This is a genomic window from Pacificibacter marinus (assembly GCF_900109555.1).
Lineage (GTDB): Bacteria > Pseudomonadota > Alphaproteobacteria > Rhodobacterales > Rhodobacteraceae > Celeribacter > Celeribacter marinus_C.
In genome coordinates this window covers 101191-118118 of sequence record NZ_FNZV01000013.1, presented here as the reverse complement: position 1 = coordinate 118118, position 16928 = coordinate 101191, and the positions used below count along the sequence as shown (strand labels likewise).

At 51.8% G+C, this 16928-nt stretch carries 20 protein-coding genes; 4 read left to right on the top strand and 16 right to left on the bottom strand.

Annotated elements, in window-relative coordinates:
* Positions 1–610 precede the first annotated feature (610 nt).
* The 4 genes from adh to mscL form a co-directional block, all read right to left on the bottom strand.
* Positions 611–2131 carry an aldehyde dehydrogenase gene (adh, locus tag BM025_RS15475; RefSeq protein WP_085850438.1) on the bottom strand — a complete coding sequence of 507 codons (1521 nt, stop codon included), beginning with the start codon at positions 2129–2131 and terminating at the stop codon, positions 611–613.
* A gap of 128 nt (positions 2132–2259) precedes the next feature.
* Positions 2260–3210, bottom strand: a complete 951-nt coding sequence (locus BM025_RS15470) for a GAF domain-containing protein (protein ID WP_170842206.1) — start codon at positions 3208–3210, stop codon at positions 2260–2262.
* A gap of 73 nt (positions 3211–3283) precedes the next feature.
* The gene (locus tag BM025_RS15465; RefSeq protein WP_085850437.1) at positions 3284–3742 is read right to left on the bottom strand and encodes an Lrp/AsnC family transcriptional regulator; all 459 of its coding nucleotides are present in this window, start codon (positions 3740–3742) and stop codon (positions 3284–3286) included.
* A 191-nt stretch (positions 3743–3933) separates the two neighbouring features.
* Positions 3934–4362 (bottom strand): large conductance mechanosensitive channel protein MscL, encoded by a 429-nt coding sequence (gene mscL, locus BM025_RS15460; RefSeq protein ID WP_085850436.1) that lies wholly within the window; start codon positions 4360–4362, stop codon positions 3934–3936.
* Between the two features lie 136 nt (positions 4363–4498).
* Here mscL and BM025_RS15455 point away from each other — a divergent pair, with 136 nt between their 5' ends.
* Positions 4499–5206: a glutathione S-transferase family protein gene (locus BM025_RS15455; RefSeq protein ID WP_085850435.1), complete on the top strand. Its 708-nt coding sequence runs from the start codon at positions 4499–4501 to the stop codon at positions 5204–5206.
* Positions 5207–5253: 47 nt separating this feature from the next.
* On the opposite strand, the gene BM025_RS15450 is transcribed toward BM025_RS15455, so the two are convergent.
* The 11 genes from BM025_RS15450 to pyk form a co-directional block, all read right to left on the bottom strand.
* The gene (locus BM025_RS15450) at positions 5254–5697 is read right to left on the bottom strand and encodes a YtoQ family protein (protein ID WP_085850434.1); all 444 of its coding nucleotides are present in this window, start codon (positions 5695–5697) and stop codon (positions 5254–5256) included.
* 19 nt (positions 5698–5716) lie between these two features.
* Entirely contained in the window at positions 5717–6310 is a 594-nt protein-coding gene (locus tag BM025_RS15445) for a hemerythrin domain-containing protein (RefSeq protein WP_085850433.1), read from the bottom strand.
* A gap of 84 nt (positions 6311–6394) precedes the next feature.
* Positions 6395–8788: a phenylalanine--tRNA ligase subunit beta gene (pheT, locus tag BM025_RS15440; RefSeq protein WP_085850432.1), complete on the bottom strand. Its 2394-nt coding sequence runs from the start codon at positions 8786–8788 to the stop codon at positions 6395–6397.
* Positions 8785–9081 carry a YrhK family protein gene (locus tag BM025_RS15435; protein ID WP_085850431.1) on the bottom strand — a complete coding sequence of 99 codons (297 nt, stop codon included), beginning with the start codon at positions 9079–9081 and terminating at the stop codon, positions 8785–8787. The genes pheT and BM025_RS15435 overlap by 4 nt, the downstream gene beginning before the upstream one ends.
* A 13-nt stretch (positions 9082–9094) precedes the next feature.
* The gene (locus BM025_RS15430) at positions 9095–9526 is read right to left on the bottom strand and encodes an ASCH domain-containing protein (protein ID WP_085850430.1); all 432 of its coding nucleotides are present in this window, start codon (positions 9524–9526) and stop codon (positions 9095–9097) included.
* 15 nt (positions 9527–9541) lie between these two features.
* Positions 9542–9865: a hypothetical protein gene (locus BM025_RS15425; protein WP_085850429.1), complete on the bottom strand. Its 324-nt coding sequence runs from the start codon at positions 9863–9865 to the stop codon at positions 9542–9544.
* On the bottom strand, positions 9862–10932 hold the full coding sequence (gene pheS, locus BM025_RS15420; RefSeq protein ID WP_085850428.1) for a phenylalanine--tRNA ligase subunit alpha: 1071 nt from the start codon (positions 10930–10932) through the stop codon (positions 9862–9864). Before pheS ends, BM025_RS15425 begins: the two co-directional genes overlap by 4 nt.
* Positions 10933–11054: 122 nt before the next feature.
* A complete protein-coding gene (gene rplT, locus BM025_RS15415) occupies positions 11055–11417 on the bottom strand; it encodes a 50S ribosomal protein L20 (protein ID WP_085850427.1) in 363 nt (120 codons plus the stop codon).
* Between the two features lie 15 nt (positions 11418–11432).
* Positions 11433–11633 carry a 50S ribosomal protein L35 gene (gene rpmI / locus BM025_RS15410; protein ID WP_085850426.1) on the bottom strand — a complete coding sequence of 67 codons (201 nt, stop codon included), beginning with the start codon at positions 11631–11633 and terminating at the stop codon, positions 11433–11435.
* A 138-nt stretch (positions 11634–11771) separates the two neighbouring features.
* Positions 11772–11993 carry a hypothetical protein gene (locus BM025_RS15405; protein ID WP_085850425.1) on the bottom strand — a complete coding sequence of 74 codons (222 nt, stop codon included), beginning with the start codon at positions 11991–11993 and terminating at the stop codon, positions 11772–11774.
* A 31-nt stretch (positions 11994–12024) separates the two neighbouring features.
* Entirely contained in the window at positions 12025–13470 is a 1446-nt protein-coding gene (pyk, locus tag BM025_RS15400; RefSeq protein ID WP_085850424.1) for a pyruvate kinase, read from the bottom strand.
* Positions 13471–13605: 135 nt separating this feature from the next.
* Here pyk and BM025_RS15395 point away from each other — a divergent pair, with 135 nt between their 5' ends.
* From BM025_RS15395 to BM025_RS15385, 3 genes are all read left to right on the top strand, one after another.
* Positions 13606–14379 carry an N-formylglutamate amidohydrolase gene (locus tag BM025_RS15395; protein WP_085850423.1) on the top strand — a complete coding sequence of 258 codons (774 nt, stop codon included), beginning with the start codon at positions 13606–13608 and terminating at the stop codon, positions 14377–14379.
* Between the two features lie 12 nt (positions 14380–14391).
* Positions 14392–14712 carry a DUF1244 domain-containing protein gene (locus BM025_RS15390; protein WP_085850422.1) on the top strand — a complete coding sequence of 107 codons (321 nt, stop codon included), beginning with the start codon at positions 14392–14394 and terminating at the stop codon, positions 14710–14712.
* Positions 14713–14925: 213 nt separating this feature from the next.
* The gene (locus BM025_RS15385) at positions 14926–15960 is read left to right on the top strand and encodes a calcium-binding protein (protein WP_085850421.1); all 1035 of its coding nucleotides are present in this window, start codon (positions 14926–14928) and stop codon (positions 15958–15960) included.
* Positions 15961–16049: 89 nt separating this feature from the next.
* On the opposite strand, the gene BM025_RS15380 is transcribed toward BM025_RS15385, so the two are convergent.
* The gene (locus BM025_RS15380; RefSeq protein WP_085850420.1) at positions 16050–16910 is read right to left on the bottom strand and encodes a D-amino-acid transaminase; all 861 of its coding nucleotides are present in this window, start codon (positions 16908–16910) and stop codon (positions 16050–16052) included.
* Positions 16911–16928: the final 18 nt, after the last annotated feature.

Sequence of the window (16928 nt, the reverse complement as noted above, 5' to 3'; positions counted from 1 at the left end):
AATCGATCCACAACAAGTTGCTTCTCTAAGAGCGCGATATACAGACGTTCGATCCATCGAATGAACCAAACCGCCCACATATCTCTTCAGTAATTATCAATGTCAAAGAGCGCTAAATCAACAAAAGCCAACCTAGACAGAGCCAAAAATAAAACCGATGCGCTAAATCTCTCCAGCGCGCCCGCTTAACTTAAACCTCTGATTTTCCTAAACTTCCCAGCTTCTCAGCCGCTCCGTCCGTCCCCTCAGCAACCTCGTCGCTTCCGGTAAGGGGGGTTCTAAGGTTACCAACACAAAGCCGCAAGTGGTTTCTTCACATCTTGTCGTAAAAAGTTCAAAAAAATTAAAAACTGCCTATTTTATGGGGAAATACGCCAATTTAGAGCCCATCAGGCAACCTGAAATATGATGTCTCATCAGTATTTCGGCCAACCGCGACATCATTCTAGGGCATATTTGGTGAATCGAGAGTGATTTGGGCGACTCACGGGGCAAAAAATGCGAATCTCAAGGGGGAGGATGCGCGCATATAGAAACCTGTGGGCCCTGCCCTAACTATAATGGCGCAAAAGTACGGAGCGCATCGAAATGCGCTCCGCGGGAGGAAACTTTAAAAGAAGCCCAGCTTGTTGGGGTTGTAGCTGACGAGCATGTTTTTCGTCTGCTGGTAGTGGTCGAGCATCATCTTGTGGTTCTCACGGCCAATGCCAGATTGCTTGTACCCACCAAAAGCGGCGTGCGCTGGGTAGGCATGGTAGTTGTTGACCCAAACACGACCTGCTTCAATTGCGCGACCAAAGCGGAAGCACCGGTTTGCATCGCGTGACCAAACGCCAGCACCGAGGCCATACATAGTGTCGTTAGCAATCGCGAGTGCTTCGTCTTCGTCCTTAAAGGTTGTGACAGACACAACTGGGCCAAAGATTTCTTCTTGGAACACGCGCATGTCGTTTGTGCCTTTGAAGATGGTTGGCTGAATGTAGAACCCGTTTTCGAGATCTTTGCCAACATCCGCAGCCGCCCCCCCCACAAGCACCTCAGCACCTTCTTCACGACCGATTGTGAAGTAGGACAAGATTTTGTCTTGCTGCATTTGTGAACATTGCGCGCCGACCATCGTGTTCATTTCGCGTGGGTCGCCCTGTTTAATCGCTTTCACACGTTCAATCACGCGCTCCATAAACGCGTCATAGATGTCTTCCTGCACCAAGGCGCGTGATGGACATGTGCACACTTCGCCTTGGTTGAAGGCAAACAGAACAAACCCTTCGATGGCCTTGTCAAAGAACGCGTCGTCTGCGGCCATGATGTCAGAGAAAAAGATGTTTGGTGATTTGCCACCAAGCTCAAGCGTCACTGGGATCAGGTTCTCTGTCGCAGCTGCCATGATTTTTTTGCCGGTCGCGGTGGAGCCCGTGAACGCAATCTTTGCAATGCGTTTGGATGTTGCCAAAGCCGCCCCCACTTCGCCGCCGTACCCGTTGACGATATTCAACGTGCCGCTCGGCAAAAGGTCTGCGATTAACTCGGCCAAAACCATCAACGCCGCAGGGGTTTGTTCCGCAGGCTTCATCACAATGCAGTTGCCAGCCGCCAAAGCTGGTGCCAGTTTCCAAGCCGCCATCAAAATGGAGAAGTTCCAGGGAATGATCTGGCCCACAACACCGAGGGGCTCGTGGAAGTGATACGCCACTGTGTCGGCGTCGATCTCAGACATTGAGCCTTCTTGACCGCGCAGCACGCCTGCGAAGTACCGGAAGTGGTCGATCGCCAATGGGATGTCCGCAAATGTTGTCTCGCGGATCGGCTTGCCGTTGTCCCATGTTTCAGCTTGCGCCAAAAGATCAAGGTTCTCTTCCAAGCGGTCTGCCACTTTGAGCAAGATGTTAGAACGATCGGCAGCAGATGTTTTGCCCCACGCCACTTTGGCAGCATGCGCCGCATCAAGGGCCAAGTTGACATCATCTGCATCTGAACGCGCAACTTCACATACGACAGATCCGTCGATGGGTGTGATGTTGTCGAAATAATTTCCGTTTACTGGAGCAACAAATTTGCCACCAATAAAGTTGTCATAACGTGCCTTGAACGGCGACGTGTATTTGCTTTCGCTTTTGGTCATTACATTCATGATATGTCCTCCTCTGACATCCGAAGCCTCCACCTCGGTTGCAAAGAACATGACCAGCACTGTGAGGCGCGTCACCCCTCGGGATAAACGCTGCAGCGCAGCAGTGTCTCATAGCTGAGACAGGTGTCTCAGGATTCCCCAAGACCCAGACGATTCATCCGCCGATAAAGCGTTGCACGCCCGATCCCAAGCTCACGCGCCGCGGCAGACATATTGCCACCAGCCCGCGCAATGGCGCGCTTCAACGCCGCGCGTTCAGCCCGCTCTAAGGCGGATACACCAGTATCGCGCCCTAAAATATCAGAAGCGGGCCGTGGAACAATGACCCCGCCCCGCCCTAACTCATACAAACGCCGTGCCGCGCGCGTGGCCCCGATCACCAAGTCATCTTGATCCACGGCCAGTAACACGGCACCTCCCCCACGTTCCTCTGGGGCGGTAATGATGCGCGCCTTTGGGAAAGCCATGCGAAATGCGTCGGTTTCAATTTGTTTGGCAGTTTGGGCCACAACATTGCCAATAAGGCGGGCATAGGTTTCGGTTTGATCCGCGCGACACGACGACACGTCTAGTGCACCGATTAATTCGCCATCTGGCCCAAATATAGGGGAATCCATGCAAGACATCGCAGTGTTACGGCTGAAGAAATGTTCATCACGGTGAATGGTCAGATGGCGCGTTTCTGCAATGCAGGTCCCGATACCGTTTGTGCCCTCAGACTGCTCAGACCAATCTGCGCCAGCCCAAAGCCCCCAACGATCAAACGTTTCAGCATCCGTGTCTTTGGAACGCTGCTCCAGCACAACACCCGTGCGGTCCGTCAACAAAACGCAACACCCCGCGCTGCCAACCATTTGAAACAGTTGATCGAGTTTTGGCGTTGCAACCTCTAGAAACGATCCAAGTTCTTCGCGTCGCTGTGCGACATGGCTCATCTCAAAGCGGCGTGGGCTTTTGTGGTGCGATGGATCAAGGCCATGCTTGACCATAGAACGACGCCAAGACGCCGTCAGCCGCGATGCACCAGACGCGGACCCAACCGCATTTAAAACCTGCTCTGTATGAGTTTCCGACGCCATTGGTTCGCCTCCCCGCAAACACAAACATAATGACGAGCCTGCCAAAGAATGCGCCAAAGCGCAATGCGGCAGATCAAACAGGCAGGCTGGTGGTTTTGAAAACCGTTCGCATGGCGAAAGAGGACTGCATTTTCACGACACCAGGAAGACGAACCAAAGTGCGGTGAATTTCCGCGAAATGATCGGTATCTGCGGCGACCACTTTGAGCATGTAATCCGCAACGCCCGCCATCAAATGACATTCCAACACATCAGGCACGCCCTGAACTGCCTTTTCAAACGCTGCCAAAACATCATCTGCTTGCGATGTCAGCGTCACCTCAACAAACAAGGTCGAGCGCCGATCCACATGCGTTGGGTTCAACAGCGCTACGTAATCACGAATAACGCCATCCGCCTCAAGCCGCTGTACGCGGCGGTGGCACGCTGAACTCGACACATTGGCTTCGACTGCCAAATCTGCGTTCGAGATCCGGCCTTTTTTCTGCAAAATTCGCAAAATTCGGCGATCTGTCTCGTCCATTTGGGGCATTTCTTAAATTCATCCTACACTGTAAAGAAAACCAATCCATATATCCCATATAGGTTTTCCGATGTAAAAGCGACGGAAACACGCGCACGGTGCGTTTAGTCTATGTGTCCCCGAACGTGATGCTATTTCGTGTCACGCAAAAGGCCCGCAAGCAAAACTTGCGGGCCTTTATGTCGTCTCATGGTGCGATCTTATTTTTTCAAAGAATCGCGAATTTCCAAAAGAACGTCAATCTCAGTTGGACCTGCTGGTGCAGCTGGTGCTTCTTCAACCGGTGTCTCAGTCGCAGCTTTGACTTTGTTGACGTAGCGCACAAGCATGAAGACCACGAATGCAATGATCAAGAAGTTGATGATCGCCATGATGAATGACCCGTAGGCAAATACAGATGCGCCCGCTTCACGCGCCGCTTCAAGGCTTGCGCCCGCAGCTACATCGCCAGATAGGACTGCGAATTTGTTGGTAAAATCCATGCCGCCAGTGAACAGACCGATGATCGGATTGATCAGGTCAGCGACCAAGGATTTAACAATAGCGGTGAACGCGGCACCGATGATGATACCAACAGCCATGTCCATGACATTGCCCTTGGCGATGAAGTCTTTGAATTCTTTGAGCATATCGTCCCTCATTTTGTTAAGACACGTCATTTTACGCGTATCCACACATTACATAGCACAATTGCGCACGATACGACGGGGTTAATCTAACGTAAAAGGTCCCCATATTTATCGAAGACAAACAAAGGACAGCCTTATGACTTCTGTGACACACCACCCAATCAACACCCGCTGGCCCGCACAAGACCCCAGCAAACTGCAACTATACTCATTCCCAACGCCAAATGGTGTCAAAGTGTCCATCGCTTTAGAAGAAATGGGCATTCCTTACGAGGCACATTTGGTAGGCCTGACCGATGTAGACGTCAAAAGCCCTGAATTCTTGGCGCTCAACCCCAACAACAAAATCCCTGCGATCATCGACCCAAACGGTCCCAATGGCACACAGATAGAGCTGTTCGAATCTGGTGCGATCTTAATCTACCTTGCCGAGAAATCCGGCCAGTTTCTGTCTGCAGATCCCCAAAAGCGTTACAAAACCTTGCAATGGGTGATGTTCCAAATGGGCGGACTTGGTCCAATGCTGGGGCAGCTTGGGTTCTTCTACAAATTTGCAGGGGCCGCTATGGAAGATCCGACAGCGCGCGACCGCTACATTGGCGAAGCCAAACGTCTTTTGGCTGTCGTTGAAAAGCAGCTTGATGGCCAAGAGTGGATCGTGGGCGATTATTCCATCGCCGACATGATGATTGCGCCTTGGCTCAATGCCTTGGAATTTTACGGCGCCAAAGACGTGGTGGGCTATCACGATTTGAAAAACGTGCCGGCCTATGTGGACCGTTTCTATGCCCGCCCTGCGGTGCAAAAAGCCAAAAACATTCCGCCGGTGCCTGGCCACGATTAATTCAAGTACCAAAAAGGGGGCGGTATTCTGCCCCCTTTTGCCAAACCCTATTTGGGCAACGCACCGGTTAAAACATAATTCAGCATATCGACAACCTGCTGCGGCGTTTCGCAGACGGCCAACGCCGCAGCATCTACTTCTTTCAATGCATGCTGATGATCGGCCCCATGCATCACAATCAAAGATTTGCCAAGCGCAGCTGCATAGCCCGCATCAAAAGCGGCATTCCACTGTTTGTATTTATCGCCAAAACGCACGACAACAACATCGGCGGCCTCAATCGCAGTCCGCGTGCGGATCGCGTTCAGTTTGGCACCTTTGTGGTCGTGCCAAAACTTATCTGGTTCAGCCCCCAAAATAGCAACGCCGCAATCATCCGAGGCCCCGTGGTCCGTCACAGGTACAGAAAATTCCACCGCCAGATGCTGTGCACCTTGGGTGATTTGATCGCGCCAATCTGTGTGAATTTCGCCGGATAGGTAAACTTTCATAAGCTCAAGTCCTTGTGGTTTAGATCGCGCCGAACAGCCCCAGCGCCTCTTCAAGTTCTGTTTCTTCGTATTTAAAGTGCGATTTGACCACAGCTTCAAGTTGCTCGAACACTGACCGCGCCTCTGCATAAGCATTAGGTGCAGGCCCTTCAACCAAAGTCACCGCCGCCTCATACAGGCGTTCTATCAGCGCATGCACGACACGATGCTCTTCGCGCAGCTTGGCCACAACCGCAGAAATTCCCGCATTGCCACCGCTTTCCAATCGCGGAAACATGTCTTGCTCTTCGATGTTGTGATGCATGTTCAACACCATACATTCACGTCCGCACAGATTGCCAAAGGTCCGGTAATTTTTCGTCATCGTCATCGCAGGAATCGCTTTGACCAAAGCTGCAGCACCTTCGCCCCCGTGTTCTATTTTTTCCAAAAGCTGGCGCGCCGTCACAATATCGCGCAAATGCATTCGGTGAATGACCGCCAAACGGCGACCGTTTTTGCGCGCATACGCTCCACCGCCTTCAAGCGCTGGAGCCATGGGCCGCCCCGCCTCATCAAGCGCAGACAAAGCCCCTGTAACTGAATCCCAAGGGCCAGTGTTCGACGGTTTCATAGGAAATCCCTTAGGTTGTGAGCAATGAAAAAGGGCGCGGCAAAAGCGGCGCCCTTTTCAAACTTAAGACCGTACTACGTCAGATCAACCGCGCAAAACAGCCTTAGTGGCTTTTTCAACTTTGGCGATGATTTTGGCGGACACCTCTTCGATGTCTTTTTCCTTCAACGTCACCTCGGCTGGCTGCAACCGGACCGTGATGGCGAGTGATTTTTTACCTTCGCCAAGGCTGCCACCGATGAATTCATCGAACACACGCACGTCTTCGATTAAGTTTTTATCCGCACCAAAGGCTGCATTGACGACAGACAGAGCAGCGACATCTTTATCGACGACAAAAGCAAAATCGCGCTCAACTGCTTGCAGATCATTGGTGAAGAACGCAGGGCGCGCCACCTTGCCACCACGTGGAAAAGGCGGTTGTTCAAGGAAGATGGTAAAGGCCACCGCCGGTCCTTTGACACCCATTTCTTTAAGAGTTTTAGGGTGCACTTCGCCGAACTGTGCCAAAATCTTTTTGGGGCCAAGACAAATTTTGCCAGAGCGACCGGGGTGGAACCAAGACGGTGTATCGCGCAAGATTTGCGCTTTTGCAGGCGCACCGATTGCATTCAAAATCGCCTCAGCATCCGCTTTGGCGTCGAACACATCTACATCGCGGCGCGCGCCATGAACGTCTTTTGGCCCACTGGCCCCCACCAAGATACCGCCGATTTGCACGTGCTGCTCGCCCGGCTCACCGCCATGGAACGCAGCGCCCACTTCGAACAAGGCAAAATCATTGAACCCACGCGCTTGATTGCGCGACGCCGCTTGCAACAAACCAACCAAAAGATCGGGCCGCATATGGCTCATCTCAGATGAAATAGGGTTTTCAAGCTTCACAGCATCAGTGCCGCCATCAAACAATTTCGCGGATTTTTCATCAACAAAAGAGTACGTAACACATTCGTTGTAGCCCAAAGCAGCAGCCGTATGACGCGCCATGCTTTCACGCACCTGCATCGGCGTTTGAATTTGCTTGGCAATGCCAATCGGGCGCGACAACGGCTTTGGCTCCAATGAGGTCAACGACGCAATGCGTGCTACTTCTTCAACCAAATCGGCAGAGCCTAAAACATCAGGACGCCAAGACGGCACTTGCGCCATATCGCCGTCCATCACAAACCCAAGCGCAGTCAACGTTGCGATTTGAGTTTCGGGCAGAATTTCCATACCGACAAGGCTTTGCACGCGGTCAGTATCCAACTTGTAGGCGCGCGACACATCGGGCACCTCGCCCGCGACAGTCACCTCAGATGCTTCGCCGCCACACAGATCAAGGATCATTTGAGTGGCATCCTCGATCGCTTGCATATTGTAGGCTGGATCAATGCCGCGTTCATTGCGGTAGCGCGCATCGGAATTGATTTTTAGCGCACGCCCGCCTTTGGCAATCGCGATAGTGTCCCAAAAGGCAGCTTCCAAAAACACGTCAGTGGTCTCGTCAGTGCACCCTGCGTCCAAACCGCCCATGATGCCCGCGATGCTTTCGACTTTACCGCCAGATGAAATCACCGTCACGCCCGCTGGCAAGGTGTATTCTTTTTCATCCAGCGCTTTCAGCGTCTCGCCACCTTTTGAGGTGTGAATGCTCAACCCGCCGCTCACCTTAGCCGCATCGAATACGTGCAAGGGGCGGTTCACATCGTATGTGAAGAAATTCGTCACATCGACCAATTTGGAAATCGGGCGCAACCCGATGGCCTTTAGACGGTCTTGCAACCACTGTGGTGACGGGCCGTTTTTGACGCCTTTGATCAGGCGACCAGCGAAGACATTGCACGTCTCTGCTGCGCTGTTTTCAATCGTGATTGAAATTGGATTTGCGAACGTGCCAGACACCTTGTCGGCTTTACGCGCTTTCAACGTGCCCAAACCCCGTGCGGCCAAATCACGTGCGATACCGCGCACGCCCAAAGCGTCGGGGCGGTTTGGTGTGATGGCAATCTCGATAACGGGATCAACCTTGGAAGGATCAGTCTCAGACAAATAATCTGCAAACGACTGACCGATTTCACCACTAGGCAGCTCGATAATACCGTTGTGCTCGTCCGACAATTCCAGCTCTTTTTCAGAAGCCATCATGCCAAAGCTTTCAACGCCGCGAATTTTACCGACAGAAATCGTGATATCCAAACCCGGAATATAAGTGCCCGGTTTCGCCAAGACGACTGTGATGCCTTCGCGGGCATTCGGCGCACCACAAACGATCTGGGTTTCGCCAGCGCCCGCTTGCACTTTACACACGCGCAATTTGTCTGCGTCTGGGTGCTGTTCCGCATGGGTGATTTTCGCGATTTCAAAGTCTTTGAACACATCCGCAGGGTTTGTGACGCCTTCGACCTCAAGACCGAGATCGGTCAAAGCGTATAGAACCTCGTCAAGCGTGGCGTCTGTTTCCAAATGCTCTTTGAGCCAAGAAAAAGTGAATTTCATCGGATGTCCTTCTCGTCGTCAGCGGGCTGATCGGCGGCTTTGAGCCGGCCAAGACTCAATAATTTCAGTTCGCGCGCAAAGCGCAGTGTCGGTTTTACGGCAAATAGAATTGAGCCAATCACAAAAAGCCACGTGCCCGCGTATTGCAGTTCTTCGGAAAAGAAAAACACCGAACCAACAATAAAACACAGCGCCGCTGCGAGATCGACCAGCGTGTGGGCCATCTCGTAGAGCGCATAGATACGACGGCTGTCGTCGCTCATCTCGTGGAAGTTTGTGTCAAACAGTTTCATATTTATCTGGCGCCTAGCGGACGCCCAAATCCTCAACCAATTCGAAAGTTTCAAATACCAAAAGCGCGTCACGGTCCAGTTTACCTTGGGTGCCGAACTTTTTGGTCATGCGTTTGCGCCAGCCTTCGATGTCGCTGTCTTCGCCTTCGCGCAGCGCCATCGTTGGGGTCACATTGCGGAATTTCACTTTTTCCACTTCGAGCGTGCGCACGATCAAAGCGGGGTTACCGTCCCAATCCGCGATGATGTCAACGCGGCCTGCGACCGGCAAAGCGCCTTCGTCATTTTCGAATTCGGACCACGGCATACAAGTCGCGGTTTTTTTACCCTCCGCCACCAGCTCATTGAGCTGCTCACAGCGCGTGCGATTGCTCGCCAGTTGGAACATCCCCGCGCCGGGGTACGTGACTTGTAGGTCTTCCATTGAGTCGTTGTTATCGGTCATTTGAAGCTTCTCCAATCAGTTAGAATCTTGGCCGCATGCATCAATATCTCTCGCTTTGTTTTCCGTCACACGAACCAATTCAATGTAAACAAGGTCATCAAATTTCTTCTGTTGCCATTTGATGTAACCCCAGCGTACAGCCCAAACCACTGCCACACTGATTAGCAGCCTGTTTGAATTTAAATCTCCACCGGTCAAAACAGCCCCAAACGATCCAACCACGGCTAAAATTCCCGCTGGCTTCATCGCCTCCACTTCAGCATGCAACTTTTGGTATCTGAACAAATTTGGATAGCGATCCCCAACATTTTTCTCAAAATCTGAGACAATGTTACTCACCCGTTAATCCCCCCAGCCAGCGTAGGCACGCTGAGCGGGTTAAACCCGTAGTGCTTCAACCAACGCAGGTCGGAATCAAAGAAGGCACGCAAATCTGGGATGCCGTATTTCAACATCGCCAAACGGTCGATGCCCATGCCAAAGGCAAATCCTTGCCATTCGTCAGGGTCGATGCCGCCCGCTTTCAACACATTCGGGTGAACCATACCTGAACCCAAAACTTCGAGCCAATCATCGCCCTCGCCCACTTTGACGGTGCCGTTTTCCCATTTGCACTGAATGTCCACTTCGGCGGACGGTTCAGTGAATGGAAAGTGCGAGGCGCGGAAACGGGTTTTGACTTCGGTGCCAAAGAACGCGGTAAAGAATTCTTCCAACACCCACTTGAGGTTCGCCATGGAAACGTCTTTGCCGATGCACAGACCTTCGACTTGGTGGAACATCGGTGTGTGTGTTTGGTCGTAGTCACAGCGGTACACTCGGCCCGGCGCGATGATACGGATCGGCGCGCCTTGGTCGAGCAATGTACGGATTTGAACCGGCGACGTGTGCGTGCGCAAAACATGCGGTGGACGATTGTCGCCCTCGTCGCGGTGCATATAGAATGTGTCGTGCTCTTGGCGCGCGGGGTGATGCGGCGGAATGTTGAGCGCATCGAAATTGTGCCAATCGTCTTCGACCTGCGGGCCCTCGGCCACGGCAAATCCAAGGTCGGCGAAAATCGCGTAGATTTCCTCGGACACGCGCGAAATAGGATGAATAGACCCTTGGCGCTGTGGGCGCGCGGGCAATGTCACATCAAGCCATTCTTCGGACAAACGCTTGTTTAAAGCAACATCTTCCAAGGCAACCTTTTTGGCGGCAATCGCGGAATTAATCTCGTCTTTCAACGCATTCAATTTCGGGCCAGCCACTTGGCGCTCATCAGGCGTCATTTTGCCCAGCTCGCGCATTTTCAGGGACACTTCGCCCTTTTTGCCCACAGCTTGCAGACGGATGTCTTCGAGTGTCGCCTCGTCACCAGCTTCATTGATCGCGGTGAGGTATTTGTTTTTCAGATCATCCATGTCGGCACCTTAAAAGTTTTGTCCCCGCTTGGTAACATGGCGGGCCTAAAAGACAAGAAGCCGCGAGCCCCTATAAGGGTCCGCGGCTTCTAAATGAGTTCTCAATTCCCGAAGGAAAAGATTTACGCGAGCGCGGCCTTCGCCTTTTCGACGATGGCTGTAAACGCTTCTGGTTCGTGCACGGCAAGATCGGCGAGAACTTTACGGTCTACTTCGATACCGGCCAATGCGAGACCATTGATGAACTTTGAGTATGTGAAAGATTCATCGTGTGAGCGCACCGCAGCGTTGATACGCTGGATCCACAAAGCGCGGAAGTTGCGCTTGCGGTTTTTACGGTCGCGAGTTGCGTATTGGTTCGCCTTGTCAACGGCCTGCGTGGCTGTACGGAAAAGACGCGAACGCGCTCCGTAGTAACCTTTTGCGGCTTTGATGACTTTTTTGTGACGAGCGTGAGTGACTGTACCACCTTTAACACGGGACATATTCTGAGCCTCCTATTAGCGGTTGTACGGCATGTACGACTTAACGATTTTCGCATCAGGTGCGGAAAGCGTCGTCGTGCCACGTGCGTTACGTAGAAATTTGTTTGAACGTTTGATCATGCCGTGGCGTTTGCCAGCTTGACCTGCCATGACTTTACCAGTCGCGGACATTTTAAAGCGCTTCTTCGCGCCAGACTTTGTCTTCATCTTAGGCATTTCCATCTCCTTTTTCGAGTGTTCGGATGGTTATACGCGCGACTCGGCATGCCAGATCGCCGGACGCGCACCATGAGGTCGTGCAATTAACGTAGAGGTTGGGGGTTGGCAAGAGGTAAAGGTCGAAAATCGGGTGCTTTAGAAATAACGCCCAATCACGCGGACCAAAGCTTGCGGAATATCGTCCCAAGCATAGCCACCCGTTTTCTGAGTGACGGCCCAAACTATCATGCCCCCGCCGATAACAACAAGAACAGCCGCAACGCGGGGTGGACGGCTTTCAGAGAAAGCCCCGATCATGGTTGGCAGAGCCAAGACAAGCAATGCCACCCCGATCACCAGAAAAAGATCTGTATCCATCCCGCGTCACCTTATATCAAGAATACGCCTATCATTCAGGATCTGTGTTAAAAATCAAGCGTTCATCACAAGGTGCGACGCGCAAGATATTCGTAGACCCAGGTTGATTAAACGGAACACCAGCTGTCACAACGATATTATCGGTCTCTGTCGCAAACCCGAATGTCCGTGCTGCGCGTGCAGCATTGACCACTGCCATTTTAAAGCGATCGACTTCGCCAGTAACCATGCAGTGCATGCCCCAGTACAGGCAAAGCTTGCGCGCAGTCCGGTCACGCGAGGTCATCGCAATAATCGGTACATGCGGACGTTCGCGCGCTGTCAAAGCGGCAGTCGTGCCACTTTCAGAGTAACAAACGATGGCCTTAATGTCAGTTGTCTCAGCAATTTCACGCGCCGCAGATACGATAGCATCCGCAATCGTTTGCTTTTTACCCGCACGCGACGCATCCATAACATCAAGGTAGACGGGATCGTTTTCGACCTCCATCGCGACGTTGTTCATTGTGGTCACGGCTTCAATAGGGAAATCACCGGCCGCGGATTCCGCAGACAACATGATCGCATCAGCGCCTTCATAAATCGCGGTTGCGACATCAGACACTTCGGCGCGTGTTGGCATTGGGCTTTCGATCATCGATTCAAGCATCTGAGTTGCAACGATCACAGGCTTAGCAGCCGCGCGACATTTGCGGATCAGACGTTTTTGAATGGGCGGCACAGCGTGCACAGGCAATTCAACACCCAAGTCGCCACGCGCTACCATGATGCCATCGGACACAGCCAAGATCGCGTCAAAGTCAGTGACGGCAGATGGCTTTTCGATTTTGGACAAAATGAAAGCACGACCTTTCGCCAATTCTCTGGCTTGGATCACGTCTTCGGGGCGCTGCACAAAGGACAGTGCCAGCCAATCAACACCCAGCTCGCAAACAAATTCAAGATCTTTAAGGTCTTTTTCTGACAGGGCCGCCAAGGGCAACACAACGTCTGGCACGTTCACGCCTTTACGGTTTGAAATCGCGCCACCAACAGTCACAACACAGTTGGCATAATCTTTACCGCAATCTTCAACTTGCAGGCGAATCTTACCATCGTTGACCAAAAGATTTGAGCCAACTTCAAGAGCGGCAAAAATTTCTGGGTGTGGCAGTTGCACACGATTCATGTCGCCAAGTGCGGCATCCAGATCAAGGCGGAATTTTGCACCGACCTCAAGATCATATGAATCCTCGGCAAATTTACCGACACGCAGCTTTGGTCCCTGAAGGTCAGCCAGGATCGCAATCGGGCGACCCAAATCTGTTTCAACTTTACGGATCATTGCGTGACGTTCGCGAATTTCACCATGTTCCCCATGGCTCATATTCAAGCGAAACACGTTCGCGCCCGCTTCTGTAAGCGCGCGGATCATGTCATAGTCATTCGAAGCTGGGCCCAAAGTGGCCACGATCTTTACATTGCGAAGGCGTCTCATAGTTGCCTTACATCCTTTTATTATTTCAATTCGCGGTGGGCCAACTTCATATATGCCGCAAAGCGGACTGAGGCACAACTGGCCCTTTGCGTTCAAAGGTCTTATTGGTACATGACAGCATAAGATGACGGTAAAATGAACGTTTTTTCACCCTTTGAACAGATCGGCACGGCGCGTACAGGGCGTTGGGTCGTCACCTGCGATCACGCCACAAACCTAATCCCCCAAGAGTTTGACCGAAATCTTGGTCTGCCCCCCGCAGACATGTCGCGCCACATTGCCTATGATATCGGAGCCAAAGGCGTCACTGTCGAATTGGCGCATCTTTTGGACAGCCCTGCCATTTGCGCCAATTTTTCACGTCTTGTCATAGATCCCAATCGCGGACCACAAGACCCAACTTTGGTCCGAAAATTGTATGACGGGACCATTGTGCCCGCCAATCGACATGTGGATGACACCGAAATAGCGCGCCGCCTTGAAACCTATTACCACCCGTATCATGCCGCCTGCGCAGCACATGCCTCTGCGCGCCATGACACTGTCATCTGTGCCGTGCACAGTTTCACCCCACAGTTGAAAAGTCGTCCGCGCCGCCCATGGCAAATCGGCATTCTATCAGCAGCAGACAAACGAGTAACTGCTCCGCTTATCAACGCATTGCAAACAGCCCCAGCATTGCAACGTGAAGCTGAAAATCTCGGTGAAAAGCTATGTATCGGGGACAATGAACCTTACATCGGGCAATTCCCAGGCGATGCGATTGAAACCCACGCGATCAAACATGGGCGCTTAAACGTATTAATCGAACTGCGCTCGGATTTGATTGAGACACCTGAAACCCAACGCCGCTGGGCCGCTTTACTTGCGCCCATTCTGGCCCAAACGCTAACAGACAACGCTCTTTGATTGGAGACGACAATGGACGACCAAACTCGTATCGAAATAGAAGCTGCCGCCTTTCGCACCCTACGAGATCATTTAATGAACAAGCGCGCGGATGTACAAAACATCGACATGATGAACCTCGCCGGATTTTGCCGCAACTGTTTGTCACGTTGGTACCAAGAAGCCGCCAATGCGCGCAACATTGAGATGACCAAAGACGAAGCACGTGAAATCTACTACGGAATGCCGTTTTCCGAATGGAAAGCACAAAACCAAACAGAGGCATCGCCTGAGACTCAAGATGCGTTCAAACAGGCGTTTGAGGCAAATGTAGGCCCACTCAAAACACCATAAACTGGGGGCAGAATCAGCATTTGCTTTGATCCACTTTGGGGCCTAATTCTTAAAGGGGCACACTTACTCGGAAACAATGCAGGGCAAGGCTATAAATTGTAGTTAAAAGCTGTGTACTAAAGTGATAAATTTCATATCCCAAAGACTATATTTCGAGACATCCTTATGTAGAGTCGTTAATAATTCCTTAAAGTTATTTTGAAAGGCCACATCATGCTGCTTTTGCTTACAGCACTCCCTGCCCTATTGGGGCTTTCATATGTTTTTGACTTCTGGGGGAATGACGACGATGACGAAGTCGAACAACAAAATGTCTCAGGGACCGAAGCCTACACAGGAACCGAAGGCGCTGACAATCTTCTAGGCGACGATGCAGACAATATCATTTCTGGCGCTGCGGGTAATGACATTATTAATGGCGCAGACGGCAACGACCAATTGGATGGCGGTACTGGAAAAGATACACTCATTGGCGGTCTTGGTGATGATGTATTGGATGGCGGATTTCAAGATGACACACTCAATGGCGGTGACGGCTATGACACTTTGCTGGGCAACGGCGGGGATGACACGATCTATGCTGGTGCCGGTGATGACCAAGCCGAAGGCGGTTATGGCGATGACAGGGTGTTCCTAGGCGACGGCAACGACACCTACGGGACCGCAGGGCTAGGCGACGGCAACGACGGGACCGCAGGGCTTGATACACTAGAGGCCATCCTTGAAGAAGCCGAAACTCTCGCGGATCTTTCCAATGCAGCCGGCGCGCTGTATCGCCAAGAAGGCGATGATTTCATCCGTGGCGGCGCAGGCAATGACATAATCATCGACACGTTGGGGTCCAACACTGTGCATGGTGATGAGGGTGCTGATAGAATCATAACTCTCGATATCGGTGATACAGGCACTGCTGACACGGTTTATGGTGGTTATGGTGCGGACAGTATCTTGGTGGACGATGGCGACACCGTATCTGGCGGCGCGAATGCGGACGATATCGTCATCTTACGCTTTGAATCAGAAGACGACGATGTTGTAACAGTCACAGACTTTGCCCCTGAAGAAGACAGTCTTGAACTGATCTGGACAGGCGGCGCTTTGGTCGCAGATCCCGCGCTTGAATATACCGACGAAAACGGTGGTGTTATGCTTAGCTATGATGGCGTTGATCTGGCGTTTCTTGCCAATGTGAATAGCGGCCAAGTCACAGGGGCGAACATCACGCTCTACACTGCTGAATTTACGTAGTCTTTTATGAGACCCACGTGACACGTAAACAACAAAAAGGCCCGCATATCCTGCAGGCCTTTTTGCTTTTTCTGGATTATAAAGCGCGCTTAGATCGCAGCTTTGATCATCTCTTCTGTATAAATCTCACGCAAACGTTTTGAGATATCGCCAGGAATACCCGTGCCAATTTGCGCGCCATCAATTTCAATCACAGGCTGGGCAAACCCTGTGGCCGAGGTCACAAAGGCTTCATCGGCCTCTTGAGCTTCTGCAATTGTGAAAGGCCGCTCTTCGACCTTCATCTGGGCCTCAAGGGCAAAACGCAAAATCGCGGCACGGGTGATACCATGCAAGATGTCATTGCCAAGCTGACGCGTGATAATCGTACCGTTTTTCACAATGTAGGCGTTGTTCGCGGTACCTTCGGTCACGAAACCATCTTCCACAAGCCAAGCATCTTGGCAGCCTTTTTTCTTGGCCTGCATTTTGGCGAAAGACGGATACAAAAGCTGCGTGGTTTTGATATCGCGGCGCCCCCAACGTTCATCAGCGATTGATATGACTTTAATACCTTCGTCCATCACCTTGCTGTCGACAAGCGGTTTATCAAAGGTGAAAAGCACGATACCGCAAGGCACCTCTTCAGGATCAGGCCATGCAAAATCGCGCACATCTGGCGCACCTCGGGTGATTTGCAGATAAATACCACCTTCAACAAGATTGTTTTTTTCGATGATATCGCGGTGGATTTGCAAAAGCTCGTCCATGGTCACAGGGGACACCATTTCAAGCTCAGACATAGAGCGCTGTAAACGTGTCGCGTGACCGTCAAAATCGATGATCTTGCCGCCGATGACCGATGTCACCTCATACACGGCATCAGCCATCAAAAATCCACGATCAAAAACTGAAACTTTGGCCTCAGCTGCGGGAACAAAGTCTCCGTTAACGTAAACGATCTGGCTCATGCTGGTCTCCTTGGTAGC